Origin of the sequence: Serratia sp. CY55921, from assembly GCF_052167655.1 — a bacterium.
Lineage (GTDB): Bacteria > Pseudomonadota > Gammaproteobacteria > Enterobacterales > Enterobacteriaceae > Serratia > Serratia ureilytica.
This window is the reverse complement of the sequence record NZ_JBJNMU010000001.1, coordinates 2522336-2538016: the sequence shown is the minus strand read 5'-3', so window position 1 is coordinate 2538016 and position 15681 is coordinate 2522336. Positions and strand designations below refer to the sequence as shown.

16 protein-coding genes and 1 riboswitch are annotated in these 15681 nt (G+C 60.5%); of the genes, 3 read left to right on the top strand and 13 right to left on the bottom strand.

The window, feature by feature from the left end; all coding sequences use genetic code 11:
* Positions 1 to 3: 3 nt before the first annotated feature.
* Complete coding sequence (locus ACJ8M3_RS12345; RefSeq protein ID WP_089196713.1) at positions 4 to 1329, bottom strand: LLM class flavin-dependent oxidoreductase; 1326 nt, start codon at positions 1327 to 1329, stop codon at positions 4 to 6.
* Between the two features lie 188 nt (positions 1330 to 1517).
* On the bottom strand, positions 1518 to 2681 hold the full coding sequence (locus ACJ8M3_RS12340; RefSeq protein ID WP_069100251.1) for a M20 peptidase aminoacylase family protein: 1164 nt from the start codon (positions 2679 to 2681) through the stop codon (positions 1518 to 1520).
* Between the two features lie 346 nt (positions 2682 to 3027).
* Between ACJ8M3_RS12340 and cspE the strand changes: the two genes are divergently transcribed.
* The gene (gene cspE, locus ACJ8M3_RS12335; RefSeq protein WP_004940030.1) at positions 3028 to 3237 is read left to right on the top strand and encodes a transcription antiterminator/RNA stability regulator CspE; all 210 of its coding nucleotides are present in this window, start codon (positions 3028 to 3030) and stop codon (positions 3235 to 3237) included.
* Positions 3238 to 3294: 57 nt separating this feature from the next.
* Here the strand turns inward: cspE and ACJ8M3_RS12330 are convergent, their stop codons facing one another.
* The 3 genes from ACJ8M3_RS12330 to crcB all read right to left on the bottom strand — a co-directional run bounded on the left by ACJ8M3_RS12330 (position 3295) and on the right by crcB (position 5761).
* Positions 3295 to 4485, bottom strand: coding sequence for a multidrug effflux MFS transporter (locus ACJ8M3_RS12330; protein WP_089194379.1), 1191 nt, complete (start codon positions 4483 to 4485; stop codon positions 3295 to 3297).
* 6 nt (positions 4486 to 4491) lie between these two features.
* Positions 4492 to 5088 carry a TetR/AcrR family transcriptional regulator gene (locus tag ACJ8M3_RS12325; RefSeq protein ID WP_033642155.1) on the bottom strand — a complete coding sequence of 199 codons (597 nt, stop codon included), beginning with the start codon at positions 5086 to 5088 and terminating at the stop codon, positions 4492 to 4494.
* Positions 5089 to 5377: 289 nt separating this feature from the next.
* A complete protein-coding gene (gene crcB / locus ACJ8M3_RS12320) occupies positions 5378 to 5761 on the bottom strand; it encodes a fluoride efflux transporter CrcB (RefSeq protein WP_004940022.1) in 384 nt (127 codons plus the stop codon).
* A 78-nt stretch (positions 5762 to 5839) separates the two neighbouring features.
* Positions 5840 to 5902, bottom strand: a riboswitch (Fluoride riboswitch).
* A gap of 83 nt (positions 5903 to 5985) precedes the next feature.
* Here crcB and ACJ8M3_RS12315 point away from each other — a divergent pair.
* Entirely contained in the window at positions 5986 to 6414 is a 429-nt protein-coding gene (locus ACJ8M3_RS12315; RefSeq protein WP_033651145.1) for a GNAT family N-acetyltransferase, read from the top strand.
* A 1-nt stretch (position 6415) separates the two neighbouring features.
* On the opposite strand, the gene ACJ8M3_RS12310 is transcribed toward ACJ8M3_RS12315, so the two are convergent.
* The gene (locus ACJ8M3_RS12310; protein ID WP_089196715.1) at positions 6416 to 7483 is read right to left on the bottom strand and encodes a diguanylate cyclase; all 1068 of its coding nucleotides are present in this window, start codon (positions 7481 to 7483) and stop codon (positions 6416 to 6418) included.
* Between the two features lie 218 nt (positions 7484 to 7701).
* Between ACJ8M3_RS12310 and tatA the strand changes: the two genes are divergently transcribed.
* Entirely contained in the window at positions 7702 to 7917 is a 216-nt protein-coding gene (tatA, locus tag ACJ8M3_RS12305) for a Sec-independent protein translocase subunit TatA (RefSeq protein WP_004940019.1), read from the top strand.
* Positions 7918 to 8010: 93 nt separating this feature from the next.
* Here tatA and lipA read toward each other — a convergent pair whose 3' ends face one another.
* The 7 genes from lipA to mrdA form a co-directional block, all read right to left on the bottom strand.
* Entirely contained in the window at positions 8011 to 8976 is a 966-nt protein-coding gene (lipA, locus tag ACJ8M3_RS12300; RefSeq protein WP_004940018.1) for a lipoyl synthase, read from the bottom strand.
* Entirely contained in the window at positions 8969 to 9637 is a 669-nt protein-coding gene (gene lipB / locus ACJ8M3_RS12295; protein ID WP_033651147.1) for a lipoyl(octanoyl) transferase LipB, read from the bottom strand. The genes lipA and lipB overlap by 8 nt, the downstream gene beginning before the upstream one ends.
* A gap of 134 nt (positions 9638 to 9771) precedes the next feature.
* Complete coding sequence (gene ybeD, locus ACJ8M3_RS12290) at positions 9772 to 10038, bottom strand: DUF493 family protein YbeD (RefSeq protein ID WP_004940012.1); 267 nt, start codon at positions 10036 to 10038, stop codon at positions 9772 to 9774.
* Positions 10039 to 10142: 104 nt separating this feature from the next.
* Complete coding sequence (gene dacA / locus ACJ8M3_RS12285; protein ID WP_004940010.1) at positions 10143 to 11354, bottom strand: D-alanyl-D-alanine carboxypeptidase DacA; 1212 nt, start codon at positions 11352 to 11354, stop codon at positions 10143 to 10145.
* A 180-nt stretch (positions 11355 to 11534) separates the two neighbouring features.
* The gene (rlpA, locus tag ACJ8M3_RS12280; protein ID WP_033642159.1) at positions 11535 to 12620 is read right to left on the bottom strand and encodes an endolytic peptidoglycan transglycosylase RlpA; all 1086 of its coding nucleotides are present in this window, start codon (positions 12618 to 12620) and stop codon (positions 11535 to 11537) included.
* 10 nt (positions 12621 to 12630) lie between these two features.
* The gene (gene mrdB, locus ACJ8M3_RS12275) at positions 12631 to 13743 is read right to left on the bottom strand and encodes a peptidoglycan glycosyltransferase MrdB (protein WP_004940006.1); all 1113 of its coding nucleotides are present in this window, start codon (positions 13741 to 13743) and stop codon (positions 12631 to 12633) included.
* An 8-nt stretch (positions 13744 to 13751) separates the two neighbouring features.
* A complete protein-coding gene (gene mrdA / locus ACJ8M3_RS12270; protein WP_089196717.1) occupies positions 13752 to 15647 on the bottom strand; it encodes a peptidoglycan DD-transpeptidase MrdA in 1896 nt (631 codons plus the stop codon).
* Positions 15648 to 15681: the final 34 nt, after the last annotated feature.

The following is a 15681-nucleotide window of genomic DNA, read 5'->3' as shown; positions in this document are numbered from 1 at the left end:
TTATTATTGGGTGAATCTGTTCAACGGACGCTTCAGGCCCAGGTGCTCGCGCAGCGTATCGCCGTGGTACGCCTGGCGGAACAGGCCGCGCCGTTGCAGGACGGGCACCACCCGATCGACGAAGTGCCCGAAGGCGTTGGGCGTACCGCCGCTGATGATGAAGCCGTCGGCGGCTTCGCCGTCGAACCAGCGTTGCAGGCCGTCCGCCACCGCTTCCGGCGTGCCGCTGAACACCGGGCGCGGCGAGGCGGCCTCCAGCGCCACCTGGCGCAGCGTGAGGTTACGCTCGCGGGCGTTGCGCTTGATGGCGTCGGTGGTGCTGCGGAAGCTGTTTTGCCCCAGATCGCCGATGTTCGGGAAGGGCGCGTCCAACGGATGGCGGGAAAAGTCGTAATGTTCGAAGTAGCGGCCCAGGTAGTTGAGGGCGTTCTCGATGCTGACCAGACGGGCGGTCTCCTGGTACTGGCGCTCGACGTCCGCATCGTCGTCGCCGACGATCACGCTCACGCCCTGGAAGATGCGCAGGTCGTCCGGTTCGCGCCCCTGTTCCACCAGCTGCCGCTTCACGTCCTGGTAGAAATCCTGCGCCTGCTCCAGCGTGTCGTGATGGGTGAAGATCGCATCGGCGTGCTTGGCCGCCAGCCGTTTGCCGTCTTCGGAGGCGCCGGCCTGGAACAGGATCGGGCGGCCCTGCGGCGTGCGGCCGATGTTCAACGGCCCCTGCACCGAGAAGAACTCCCCCTGATGATTGAGGGTGTGCAGTTTCCCGGCGCGGAAAAATTCGCCGCTGGCCTTATTGCGCACGAAGGCATCGTCCTCCCAGGAGTCCCACAGTCCTTTGGCGACGTCGAGAAACTCGCCGGCGATGCGGTAACGCAGGCTGTGCTCCGGGTGTTCGGCGCGCGAGAAGTTTTTGGCCGAACCTTCCAGCGGCGACGTCACCACGTTCCAGCCCGCGCGGCCGTTGCTCAGGTGATCGAGGCTGGCGAACTGGCGGGCGACGGTGAACGGATCGCTGTAGGATGTGGAGAGCGTGCCCACCAGGCCAATTTTGTCGGTGGCGGCGGACAGCGCGGCCAATAAGGTCAACGGCTCGAAACGGTTAAGAAAATGCGGAATGGACTTTTCGTTGATATATAAGCCATCGGCGACGAAGACGAAATCGAATTTCCCTTGTTCGGCTTTTTTCGCCGAGGCGATATTAAATTCGAGGTTGATGCTGGCGTCGGCGGTGGCGTCCGGGTGGCGCCAGGCGGACATATTTCCCGATGCGCCGTGCAGAATGGCGCCCAGCCGTAATTGCCGTTGATTATTCGCGTTGTCGCTCATCGTGATTATCCTGTCATGCGCCGAAAGGCGCGCGGTGTCTGATGCGTCCACTATTGATGAGCGCTGGCGGGATGTAAAACAACAAAACAGCATATTCAAATGTTGAAAACTGCAAATATCACGGCGAGCGAAAATAATAATCCCCGGCGCGGCATCAGCGGCGTCGGGGAAATACTATTTCACGTTATTCAGGCGTTGCTGAGGGCTTTTTTCGCTGCGGGGGTTAATTGTTGCAGCGTGCGCTCCGCCAGCAGCGAAAAATAGTGGGCGGCAGGAAAGAGGGCGCGCTCATCGGGATTGAAACGCGGATGGTGCAGGCCGAATTCGCTGGCGGAGCCGATGCTGACGAACGCGCCCGGCACGTGATGCAGATACAGCGCGAAATCCTCGCCGCCCATTTGCAGCTCCGCCTCTTCGACCCGGTAGCCGGCCTCGGCGGCGACGGTTTTGCTGAACGCCGCCCAATGGGCGTCGTTGATCACCGCCGGCGGCCCCGACTGCCAGTGGAGTTCGGCCTGCGCGCCGAGCGCGGCGGCAACGCCGTCGATCACCTGGCGAATTTTATCCGGCACCTGGCGGCGCACCGCATCGCTGTGGGTGCGCACCGTGCCTTCCAGCTCGACGGTTTGCGGCAGCACGTTCCAGGTATTGCCGCCTTCGATGCGCGTCACGCTCACCACCAGCGATTCCAGCGAGCTGAAGCTGCGGCTGGGCAGCGTTTGCAGCGCGCCGACGATCTGGCTGGCGGTGACGATGGTATCGACACCCTGTTCCGGTTTGGCGGCGTGGGCGCCTTTGCCGGTGATGCGGATCTGGAAGCGATCGACGTTGGCGTAGAACGGCCCGGCGCGGGTGGCGAAGGTGCCGGTGGGCAGCTCCGGCGCATTGTGCAGGCCAAATATCGCCGCGACGTTATCCAGCGCGCCGGCGTCGATCAGGTGTCGGGCGCCGTTGAAGGTCTCTTCCGCCGGCTGGAAGAAGATGCGCACCGTACCCGCCAGTTCGGCTTCACGCGCTTTGAGCAGGTGTGCGGCGCCGAGCATTACCGAGGTGTGAAAGTCGTGCCCGCAGGCGTGCATCACGCCGCTGTTTTGCGAACTGAAGGGCACGTCGGCGATTTCGTCGATCGGCAGGGCGTCGATGTCGCCGCGCAGCGCGATAATCGGCCCCTGGCCGCTGCCGATCTCCGCCACGACGCCGGTTTTCAGCGCCAACGGCAGAAGGCGAATGCCCGCCTCTTGCAGCCAGCGGGTCAGGCGGGCGGTGGTGGCGAATTCGTGATTGGAAAGCTCCGGGTTTTGGTGCAGTTCACGCCGATAGGCGATGATTTTGTCTGCCAACTGGCTGGTCATAGGCTTGGCTCACAGTGGGAAATAAACCCTAACCCTAGTGCAGGGGCCGCCGAAGCAAAAAGACCATCTGGTTATATTTCATAGCGATTGCGTCTGCATGGGGGCGTCAACGCTGGGGTAAGCGGGCGGGTTTGGGCGTTCGCGCGTTGTTCGCCGGCGCAGGGAGAGGATTGACCTGGAACGGTAACTTATCGCAACCGGTGCAATCCATTTACACCGGACAACACGGATTTTTTCACTCTTTATCGGATTTCTGTGATCGCGGTGGTGGACAAAATCCTGCCTGCTTGCTGTACTGTAATCGACACAGGTTTTGTGTCTTTCATTCACGTTAAAGGTAAGTTTGATGTCTAAGATTAAAGGTAGCGTTAAGTGGTTTAATGAATCCAAGGGCTTCGGTTTCATTACTCCGGAAGATGGTAGCAAGGACGTTTTCGTTCACTTCTCTGCCATCGTTAGCAACGGTTTCAAAACGCTTGCTGAAGGCCAGCGTGTAGAATTTGAAATCACGAACGGTGCCAAAGGCCCATCTGCCGCTAACGTTACTGCTATCTAAGCTGCGTAGCTGAATTTCTTAAAACCCGCTCATTGAGCGGGTTTTTTATTGGGCGCGTTATGCGTCGCTGCGGCGGGCCAACAGGCTGAACAGCAGGATGGCGATGGCGTAGCAGCCGACGATGGTCAGCGCCATCGACAGAGCCGAGGTGCCGCCCAGCCCGGTGAGCGGCACGGCGCAGGCGCCGAGCGCGAACATGCACACGCCGATCAAGGCCGACGCGCTGCCGGCTTTGTCCCCCTGGCTTTGCATCGCCAGCGACGAGGCGGTCGGGCCGACGATGCCGATCACCGCCACCGAGAAGAACAGCGGCACCAGCAACACGACCAGCGGCGCATGCAGCGCGGCGGCCAACAGCAGCAACAGCGATGCGACGGCCGCCAGCGTTAACCCGCCCCTCAATACCCGGCGTTCCCCCCAACGTGAACTGAGACGGCTGGCCAGCTGCGCCGCAATGATCAGCCCGACGCCGTTAATGGCGAAGCACAGGCTGAACATCTGCGGGCTGAGGCCGTAGATCTGCTGCAAGACGAAAGGCGAAGCGCCGATATAGGCGAACATGCCGGCCATTACGAAGCCCTGCGTCAGGCACAGGCCCATGAAATAGCGCTGGGTCAGCAACCCGCCGAGCGACATCAGCATCGCCAGAATGCCGCCCTGGCTGCGGCGCTCGACCGGCAGGGATTCGCGCAGCTTCAGCGCCGACAGGCTGAACAGCAGCACGGCGATGGCCGCCAGCACGCCGAAGATGCCGCGCCAGTTCATCACCTGCAGCATGACGCCGCCCAGCACCGGCGCGACGATCGGCGCCAGGCCGTTAACCAGCATCAGCAGGGCGAAGAAACGGGTCAGCTCGTGGCCGGCGTACAGATCGCGAGCAATGGCGCGGGAAATCACCGCCCCGCCGGCGCCGGCGATGCCCTGGAGCAGGCGGGCGATCAGCAGTTGGTCAATGGTGGGCGCCAGCGCGCACCACAGCGAAGCGCCGAGCAGCAGGATCAGCGACAGCAGCAGCGGGCGCATACGGCCCAGTTTGTCGCTGTAAGGGCCAAAAATCAGCTGGCCGACGCCCAGGCCGAGCAGCCCGGCGGTCAGGCTGAGCTGCGCGGCGGCGGTGGAGGTATTCAGCTCGCCCGCCATTTCCGGCAGGGCGGGCAGATAGAGATCGGTGCACAGCGGCCCCAGCGCGGCCAACAGGCCAAGCACGACGGCGTACACCAGACGTTGTCTGGCTAAGTGTTTGGTCATGGGAGATTAAGATTTCCTGAACAGGTGAGAAATGGCCTGCTGATACAGATCGCGCAGCAGGGACGCATCGGCTTTTTGCGTGGTAAGGATACGGTAACCGGTGCCTTCGCTCATGACGGCGATAAACTCCACCCGCGCGGCGATCTCTTCCGCGCTGAAATCGGGATACAGCCGCTGCAGGTTGTGGCACACGTGGCGAAACAGCCGCGCCTCCGCATCGCTGAGCAGTTTGGCCACCACCGGGTTGCGCGTGGCCTCGGCGGTCACTTCCAGCATCAGCATGTGATCGGTTTCGCTCTCGCCCGGTTGCTGAAACAGCGTGCGCGCCGCCAGCGTGCCGGCGATCAGGTTGATGTGATCGCCAAGGTTTTCCAGGCGCTGCATCTTGCTGGTGATGATGCGATTGACGATCTCTTCGATAATCGCGTCTTTATTGGCGAAATAGCGATAGATTTGCCCGACGCTGAGCTGCGAGCCCTGGGCAATCTCCGCCATGCTGGCGGCATGGAAGCCGTGGCGGCGGAAGCTGGTTTTCGCCGCTTCGACGATCTGATCGCGGCGCGCCTGCACTTTGGCCTGTTTACTGTCGTTGGGGGAGAGCATCTGCCCGATCCTTTGCTGCGCGTGAGCCGGGTTCACAATTTTGGGTGTGAACGTTCATTCTCAATTGTAGTGTAACGGATGGGGAGGACGCAAGATGAACGCGCGTTGCGGGGAAAAGGTGTTTAGGCGAACAGGTAGGCGTTGATAAAGGCGGCGACGATCAGCACGCACAGCGCAACGGCGATCGCTTCGGCGGTGGTTTTCGGCAGGCTAAACATAGCGATTTCTCATCCAGTCAGGAGTTCTGGATGAGATTATGCGCATGCAAGATTAAGGAAACATTAAGGGCTTAGCGCCCGTTGACCCACATCACCAGCATGAAGGCCAGCAGCGTCATCGCCAGCGAGCCGGCCAGGTTAAGCAACATGTTGGCCAATGCCCAGCCGAAGCGGCCGTCCTGCATCAGATACACCACCTCCAGCGAAAAGGTGGAGAAGGTGGTCAGGCCGCCGCAGAAGCCGGTGGTGATCAGCAGTTTCCAGGTGGGATCCAGGTGTGTCATGCGGGTGAAAATCGCCATCGCCAGACCGATGATAAAACCGCCGATCAGATTGACCATCAGCGTCCCTAGCGGAATGTGGGCGTTCAGCGGATTCATTTTCATGCTTACCGCCCAGCGCAAAACGCTGCCGACGCCGCCGCCGATAAAGACGGCCAGTAAAGAACTCAACATGGGGCAACTCCCTTTCAAACAGAGAAATTCACGGGCTCGGTAAGGGACAGGCGTAACGCTACGCGCCTCTCTCCGAGAGGTTACGTAGACATCATCAGCCTGTGAAGGCGGTTAGGGAGGAATGTCATCTCCAGCGTGCCGCACGGCCTTTTTCACCGTACCCGATGGATGTTACACCTAACGCCGTCTATTTTGTAGTATCGACCCCCTGCGAGGTAAAACCGATGGAAATCAGAGCGGCGCGTCTGGGCGACCGGCACGCTATCGCCGAATTGATGACGGCGTTGGGCTATCCCGGCACCGAGGCGTTTCTGACGCAGCGCATGCAGCAACTGTTGGCGCACCCGGACGAGGCGCTGCTGGTGGCGGCGGACGGGGCGCAAGTGCTGGGCGTGTTGTCGCTGCATTTCCTGCCGCAGCTGGCGTTGGCCGGCGACATTGGCCGCATCAGCTATTTTTGCGTCGACGATCGGGCGCGCGGCGCGGGCGTGGGGCGGCGGTTGTTGGCGGAGGGAGAGGCGTTGGCGCACCGTCGCGGCTGCGATCGGTTGGAGGTTCATTGCCACAGTCGCCGCGAGCGGGCCCATGCGTTTTACCTGCGCGAAGGCTTTGTTGAAGCGCCGAAGTATTTTGCCAAGTTATTAAGTCAGTAAGTTACTCCCCTGGCGGCACTGCCGTTTCCAGCCGGTTGCGGCCGTTTTGCTTCGCCCGATAGAGCGCGCTGTCGGCCGCTTTCAGCCAGTCCAGATAGCCGCCCAACGCGGGGTGGTAGTTGGCGATGCCGGCGCTGATCTGCAGCCGCAGTTGCGGCGCCTCCTTGAAGCTGACCGCATCCAGCCGCTGCTGGATGCGTCGCAGGACGATTTCCGCCTGCTCGGCGTTGGTGTTCGGCAGCACCGCGCCAAACTCGTCGCCGCCGTAGCGCCCGACGATATCCACGTTACGCAAGCCGATCAGCAGCTCTTCCGCCAGCGCCGCCAGGGCCTCATCCCCCAAAGCATGGCCGAAGGTGTCGTTGATGGTTTTGAAGCGGTCGATATCCATCAGGATCAGCGTGGCCTTATCCTGGTAGCGACGGCAACTGTCGAACTGACGATGCAGCAGATGCTCCCAGTGGCGACGGTTGTATAAGCCGGTCAGCCCATCGTGGGTGCTGATGCGCTGCAGCTCCTGTTTCTTTTCCGCCAGCCGCTTGGCGGTGCGGTAAGTCACCAGCCCGAGCAGCGTCGGGTAAAGGTAGATCATCGGCAGGCACAGATAGACCTGCAACGGCGTGCTGTAGGGGTGAAACGGGAAGCCGAGCAGCGCGGCGGTGAACGCCGCCGTGGCCAGTTGCATGGCCAATCCTTTTACAAACAGCGTTTTGCCGGCTGAAGCGATGTTATTCATGCTCATCATCGACAGGATGACGATGGCGGGCAGCGCGTTGAACGCCATCATCGCCGCCCAGAAGCCGCCGAAAGCGGAGTCGATCAACAGGTTGCGAATTTCGGCTTTGAACGGATCTTTGGCGCGGCGGGCCAGGCGGTAGGCGAGATGTGGCCAGAGAAAGCCGTGAAAGGCCAGCAATAGCCAGACCGCCGCGGGCGGAGCCAGGGGGTAGAGCGCGGCGCAGACGCAGATAAAGCCGAGCCCCAGACCGACGACGCGGGGCAGGTAGGTGCGTTTGGCGAAGCTGAGGCCGGATTTTCGGGCATCGAAAATGGGTGGGGCAATATACATCCGGCATCTCCCTGATGAGTATCATGGCAGCGTATCATGCGGGTGATAAACTAAGAATAGTCTTGGATTCACGTCCAGAGGCCCTGTGGCATTCCTGCGACCGATCTCACTCTGTTACATGTTGCGGTTGTGCGAGCCGAAGGAAAGTCGCTAAATATTCGCAGGCAAGGTCAGTTTTTCTCGCTGTTCACGCAGCGCTCTATGATAAGAAGGTGAGTATGGAAGGTATCAGCATTACCAAACTTCTGGTGATTGCGGTGTTGGTGATTTTACTGTTCGGCACCAGCAAACTGCGTACGCTCGGCGCCGATCTTGGCGCGGCGCTGAAAGGCTTTAAAAAAGCCGTGGGCGATGACAGCACGCCGCCGGCCGCCGGCAACAACGCCGCCGAAAGCCAGTCCGCTCAGCAGAGCGTCGAAAAGAAAGACGTTTAACCCCGTCTGGCCGCGCGCAATAAAAAACGGATGCCTTGTGGACATCCGTTTTTTGGCGTTTCCGCCGTCTATAGCGTAACAAACTATTACGCGTTATTTCACTTCCATCCCTTTGGCCTGCAGATCGGCGTGGTAAGACGAACGCACGAACGGGCCGCAGGCGGCGTGGGTGAAGCCCATCGCCATCGCTTCTTCTTTCATCTCGTCAAACTCGGCAGGGCTGACGTAGCGCTGCACCGGCAGGTGGTGGCGGCTCGGCTGCAGGTACTGACCCAGCGTCAGCATGGTCACGCCGTGGCGACGCAGATCGCGCATCACTTCAATGATTTCCGCGTTGGTTTCGCCCAGGCCGACCATCAGGCCGGATTTGGTCGGGATATCCGGGTGTGCTTCTTTAAAGCGCTCCAGCAGCTTCAGCGACCATTCGTAGTTGGCGCCCGGACGCACCTGGCGGTAGACGCGCGGCACGTTTTCCAGGTTGTGGTTGAATACGTCCGGCGGCGTGGCGGTGAGGATCTCCAGCGCGCGGTCCATACGGCCGCGGAAGTCCGGCACCAGCGTTTCAATTTTGATGTTCGGGCTTTTGGCGCGGATGGCGGAGATGCAGTCGGCAAAGTGCTGAGCGCCGCCGTCGCGCAGATCGTCACGGTCAACCGAGGTGATCACCACGTAACGCAGCGCCATGTCGGCGATGGTTTGCGCCAGCTTTTCCGGCTCGTTGGCGTCCGGCGCGATCGGGCGGCCGTGGGCCACGTCGCAGAACGGGCAGCGGCGGGTGCAGATGGCGCCGAGGATCATAAAGGTAGCGGTACCGTGGTTGAAACACTCGGACAGGTTAGGGCACGAGGCTTCCTCACAGACGGAGTGCAGGCCGTTCTTGCGCATCGCGGCTTTGATGCCCTGAATGCGCGTTGAGTCGGCAGGCAGTTTGATCTTCATCCACTCGGGTTTACGCAACAGCTCCTGCCGTTCGGTGACCACCGTTTTGACCGGGATCAGCGCCATTTTGTCAGCATCGCGGTATTTGACGCCGCGTTCCATCTGAATTGGTTTACTCATAATCGTGCAGGTTCCAGTTACGAAGCTCGACCGTCTGGTAGCCGAGTAAATGAACAAATTCCTGTACCAGGATTGGGTGTATGTCTTCAATGCCAACGCCGGGCGCCAGCGCGCTGACCTGCGTCATCTGCATACCGGCGTAACCGCAAGGGTTGATGCGTTGGAAGGGGCTGAGATCCATCGCCACATTCAGGGCCAGGCCGTGGAATGAGCTGCCTTTGCGGATCCGCAAACCCAACGAACAGATTTTTTGCTCCCCCACGTACACGCCGGGCGCATCCGGACGGGCGCGCGATGTGAGGCGGAAGTGGGCGAGGGTGTTGATAACCGTATCTTCTATCGCCGTGACCAATTGACGTACGCCGACCTTGTTGCGTTTCAGATCGACCATCACGTACATCACCTGCTGACCCGGCCCGTGGTAGGTCACCTGGCCGCCGCGATCGCTCTGGACAACCGGGATGTCGCCGGGCATCAGCACGTGTTCGGCTTTGCCGGCCTGACCCTGGGTGAACACCGGGTGATGCTGCACCAGCCACAGCTCGTCCGGCGTGGTCTCGGTACGACTGTCGGTGAAGTTATGCATGGCTTGGGATACAGGCGCGTAGGGCTGCAACCCCAGCTGACGCAAAATGATCTTGTCTGGTTGCAAAAGAGTCATCGTCAGGTTACAGAAGTGGTAAAGCCATTATACCGGGCGCTCCGGCCTGCGACCAGCCTTTCGCTGACCAAAAATGCGCAACCCGGGAAGACGCTGCGCCATCCCGGGTTGATAAGCAGGGGTTTATGCTGGAATTACAGCACCATGCGAACAATTTCAATGTTGCCCAACTCTTCGTACAGGGTTTCGACCTGCTCGATGTGAGTGGCATTGATGGTGATGGAGACGGAGTGGTAGTTGCCTTTGCTGCTTGGCTTGACCTGCGGGTTGTAATCGCCCGGCGCATGGCGCTGCACCACTTCAACCACCTGGTCAACCAGCTCAGGCTGCGCCAGGCCCATTACCTTGTAGGTAAACGAGCAAGGGAATTCGAGCAGTTCGTTCAGTTTAGTTTTTTGCATGTGCGTGCGCTCCAGAGTGCTAGCTAATCTATAAAGTATAACTCCCGCCGGGGCGGGAGTTAGTGTTATTCACTATATGGGGACGATTTCGCCCGTTTCAACCGTTAACCGAACCAGTGGTGGAACATCAGTTTGATGTAGTCCACGATGCGGCTGAAGAAGCCGCCTTCTTTCACTTCGTTCATGACCACCAGCGGACGCTGGTCGATGGTTTTGCCGTCCAGCTGGAAGTTGATGCTGCCCACCACCTGGTTTTTCGCCAGCGGCGCGTGAATTTCCGGCGTGTTCAGCACGTAGCTGGCCTTCAGATCTTTCATGCGGCCGCGCGGAATGGTCAGGTAGACGTCTTTGTCCACGCCCAGCTCAACGCGGTCGGCATCGCCGAACCAGACCGGCTCGGAGGCGAACTCTTTACCGACTTTCAGCGGCGCCACGGTTTCGAAGAAGCGGAAGCCCCAGGTCAGCAGTTTCTTGCTTTCGGCTTCACGGCCTTTGTAGGTGCGGCCGCCCATCACGGCGGAGATCAGGCGCATTTGGCCTTCGGTCGCCGAAGCCACCAGGTTGTAGCCCGCCGCGTCGGTATGGCCGGTTTTGATGCCGTCGACGTTCAGGCTGTTATCCCACAGCAGACCGTTGCGGTTCATCTGGCGGATATTGTTGAAGGTGAACTCTTTTTCTTTGTAGATCGCGTATTCTTCCGGCACGTCGCGGATCAGCGCCTGGCCGATCAGCGCCATGTCGCGCGCCGAGCTGTATTGGCCCTGCGCATCCAGGCCGTGCACCGTCTGGAAGTGGGTATTCTGCAGGCCCAGCTTGCTGACGTAGGTGTTCATCAGGTTGACGAACGCGTCCTGGCTGCCGGCGACGTAGTCGGCCATTGCCACGCAGGCGTCGTTACCGGACTGCAGGTTGATGCCGCGGGTCAGTTTGGAGACTGGCACGCGATCGCCCGGCTTCAGGAACATCAGCGAGGAGCCTTTGAACACCGGGTTGCCGGTCGCCCAGGCGTCCTGGCCGACGGTCACCAGATCGTCCTGGCCGATTTTGCCCGCTTTCAGCGCCTGGCCGATGACGTAGCTGGTCATCATTTTGGTCAGGCTGGCCGGATCGCGACGCGCATCGGCGTTCATCTCGGCCAGCACCTTGCCGGAGTTGTAATCAATCAGGATGTACGCTTCCGCATCGATCTGCGGGACACCTGGGATCATGGTTTTGATGTTAACGTCATCGGCGTGCGCAACGGAGGCTGCGCTCATTGCGATAACGGTGCCGAGGGCGATGCTTTTGATTAAGCGAAAAGAAGTTACTTGTTTCATGATCGGGACTACAACATCCGTGAAAGTAAAGTTAAAAAACGAGCCACACTATAGCAGATGCGATCCCGGCAGGCATTACCCATTCATCTGACTAATTGCGGTTAGTGCCCTTTTAGCTGCAAGAAAATGTTTCAGCTAAATAACCGCTTATCGGCCGTGAATGCCCGCCGGGCTTAACGCTCAGGGTGCAGCAGTAACGAAAGACTGTTGTTGCGCTTCGCTCGCCAGGCGTTGCTGCAGCTGGGCCGCCTGTTGACGGCTGCTGAACGGGCCAAGCTGGACGCGGTAAACGTTGCCGTTAGCCGCCACTTTGCCCGGCACGCCAAACTGTTGGCTCAGGCTCTGTTGCCAGCTCTGGGCGCGTTCGGCGCTGCTCAGCGCGCCGACCTGCACCACGTAGCCGCCGGAAGAGGCGGCAGCAGCCGTGCCGACAGCCGCAGCGCCGGCCGCGACCGGTGCGGCTACCGCGGCGGCTTCAGGTTCGGAACCTTCCAGCACCCCGGCCGGCACCGCGCTCGGCGCGCCGAGGAAACCGCTGCGGCCGTTGGCGGCATTGCCGCCGGCAGCTGGGGCGCTGTTGTCGTCGGTGCGCAGAGTGCTGTTATCGATCGGGCGCACCGCCGCGCCGCTGGCGATCGGCGCCTCCTGTTGAATAGGGGTGCCCATGCCGCTGGAGCCGAGATCCGGGCGCGCCGGCAGGGCGTAGCTCTGTTTCGCCACGATGGTGCCGATGGTGCCGGGGCCGCTCAGCGTGCCGTCCGGCGCCACGTTGATGAAATCTACCTTGACCTTGGTGTTGTTGGACAGGTTGAGGCGGTCGGCGGCGGCTTTCGACAGATCGATGATGCGGCCCTTGGTGTATGGCCCGCGATCGTTGACGCGCACCACCAGCTGACGGCCGTTGGCCAGGTTAGTGACGCGCACATAGCTTGGGATTGGCAGGGTCGGATGCGCCGCCGTCAGGCCGTTGGGGTCAAACTGCTCGCCCAGCGCCGTGGTGTTGCCGTTGGCCTCTTCGCCATACCAGGCCGCCAGGCCGGTCTGCGAGAAGTTCTGCGGATCTTTTACGATGCGGTAAGTATCGCCATTAACCTTATAATCCTGCATGTTATTAGGGTTATAGGGTTCATATTGAGGCTCGACGCCGCCGATTTCCACCACCGGGCCGTTGTACGGCTGCGGAGGGGCTTGCTGTTCCGTGGTCGGGGCGGTACAGGCGGAGAGCAACACCGCCGCGACGCCGATCCAAAGCCATTCCTTACGCATTACTCACCTCTTATAAACTTTTAGACAGCATTTTCCGATGCGTGTGGATCGACATGATGATGCCGAAACCCGCCATCAACACTATCAGCGCCGAACCCCCGTAACTGACCAGAGGCAAAGGTACGCCAACTACCGGCAAAATGCCACTGACCATACCGATGTTAACAAAGACATAAACGAACAAAATCAGCATCAAGCCGCCGACCATGACGCGGCCAAAGGTGGTTTGCGCCTTGGCGGCGATCATCAGCCCGCGGATGATCACCAGCAGGTAAAGCGCCAGCAGCACCAGCACCCCGATCAGCCCCAGCTCTTCGGCCAGGACGGCGAAGATAAAGTCGGTATGGCGCTCCGGCAGAAACTCCAGCTGTGACTGGGTGCCGTGCAGCCAGCCCTTGCCGGACAGGCCGCCGGAGCCGATGGCGATCTTGGATTGAATGATGTGATAACCGGCGCCGAGCGGGTCGCTCTCCGGATCGAGCAGCATCATGACGCGGTCGCGCTGATAGCCGTGCATCAGGAAGAACCACAGCACCGGGATGAAGGCCGCCAGCGCGACGGCGGCGACGGCGATCAGCTTCCAGCTCATGCCGGACAGGAACAGTACGAACAGGCCGGAAGCGGCGATCAGGATAGAGGTGCCCAGATCCGGCTGCGCGGCCACCAGCAGCGTCGGCAGGAAGATCAGCACCAGCGCGATGGCGGTGTTTTTCAGCGAAGGCGGGCAAACGTCGCGGTTCATAAAGCGCGCCACCATCAGCGGCACGGCGATCTTGGCGATTTCCGACGGCTGGAAGCGCACTACGCCGAGATCCAACCAGCGCTGCGCGCCTTTACTGATCTGCCCGAAGGCGTCCACCAGGATCAGCAAAATCACGCAGAAGATATACAGATAGGGCGCCCAGCTTTCGTACACGCGCGGCGGGATCTGCGCCATGACGGCCATCACGATCAGCCCCATGACGATCTGCCCGATCTTGCGCTCCATCATGCCGATGTCCTGGCCGCTGGCGCTCCACATCACGAAGGCGCTGTAGACCAACAGGGCAAGGATCAGCAGCAGGAACGTCGGGTCAATGTGGATTTTGGTCCAGATCGAGCCTTTTTGTTGGCTTTCAGTCATGTTCTACCTTAGTCACCTTCTACGCCAGGCGGCAGCGGGGCCTCGCTTGGCAATTGCGTATTGTTGTCGCCCAGCAGAATGTGGTCGAGGATCTGGCGGGTGATGGTCCCCACCGCCGGACCGGCGCCGCCGTTTTCCAGAATGATGGCGACCGACACCGTCGGGTTGTTGAACGGTGCAAAGGCGGTCATCAGTTTGTGATCGCGCAGGTGCTCCGCCAGTTTGTGGGCGTTGTAGGTTTCATAGCCGAATACCTGTGCGGTACCCGATTTCGCCGCGGCTTTATAAGGTGCGTCCGCAAAGTATTTGCGCGCCGTCCCATTCGGACGGTTGGCCACACCGTACATGCCGTCTTTGGCAATTTCCCAGAAGCCGGAGTGAATATCGCCGATCTGCGTGTTTTCTTCCTGTTTGAACGGCACCAGCGCGCCGTTGATGCGGGTGCTCTGCAGCAGGTGTGGCGTTTTGACGGTGCCGTCATTGATCAGGGTGTTCAGCGCCTTGGCCATCTGGATCGGCGTCGCGGTCCAGTAACCCTGGCCGATGCCTACCGGAATGGTGTCGCCCTGATACCACGGTTTTTTATAGCGTTTCTGCTTCCATTCGCGCGTCGGCATCAGGCCGGAGCGCTCTTCGGACAGATCGATGCCGGTGTACTGGCCGTAACCGAATTTGGTCAGCCAGGTCGACAGCCGATCGATCCCCATGTCATAAGCGACCTGGTAGAAATAGGTATCTGCGGACTCTTCCAGCGCCTTGGTGACGTTCAGGCGGCCGTGGCCCCATTTCTTCCAGTCGCGAAAGCGTTTTTCCGAGCCGGGCAATTGCCACCAGCCGGGATCGAACACCACGGTGTTTTTGGTGATCACCCCGGCGCTCAGCGCCGACACCGCGATATAAGGCTTCACCGTCGAGGCGGGCGGGTAGACCCCCTGGGTGGCGCGGTTGATCAGCGGGCGATTCGGATCGTTCAGCAACCCCTGATAGTCCTTGCTGGAAATGCCGTCGACGAACAGGTTCGGATCGTAGCTCGGGTTGGAGACCATCGCCAGGATGGCGCCGGTGCGCGGATCGCTCACCACCACCGCGGCGCGGCTGCCGACCAACAGCTGTTCGATATAGCGCTGCAGGTTAAGATCGAGCGTCAGGTAGACGTCCTGACCGGCGGAAGGCGGCTGTTCGTGCAATTGGCGGATCACCCGGCCGCGGTTGTTGACCTCGACCTCTTCATAGCCGGTTTTGCCGTGCAGCGTGTCTTCGTAATAGCGTTCGATGCCCAGCTTGCCGATATCGTGGGTGGCGGCGTAGTTGGCCAGTTTGCCGTCTTTGTCCAGCCGCTCGACGTCGCGGTCGTTGATCTTCGACACGTAGCCGGTGACGTGGGTGAGGGCGGAGCCGTAGGGATAGTAGCGGCGCTGGTAGCCTTTCACTTCCACGCCCGGGAAGCGGAACTGATTGACCGCAAAACGGGCGACTTGCACCTCGGTCAGCGCGGTTTTCACCGGAATGGAGACGAAACGGCGCGAGCGCTTGCGCTCTTTTTCGAAATTGGTGATGTCGTCATCGGTCAAGTCGACCACCGGGCGCAGCGCCTGCAGCGTGGCTTTGAGATCGTCGACCTTTTCCGGCATCAGTTCCAGCTGATAAATGGTGCGGTTGAGCGCCAGCGGAGTGCCGTTGCGATCGTAGATAATGCCGCGGCTGGGCGCGATGGGCACCAGCTTGATGCGGTTTTCGTTGGAGCGGGTGCGGTAATCCTCGACGCGGACCACTTGCAGATTATACAGGTTGGCGATCAGGATGCCGGACAGCACCAGGATGACCAAGAACGCCACCAGGGCGCGGCGTACAAACAGGGCGGATTCAGCCGTATAGTCGCGAAAAGGGTTACGTTCTATTTTCATCCCGCTGCTTTATTTCACTCTGTCACGGTCACCA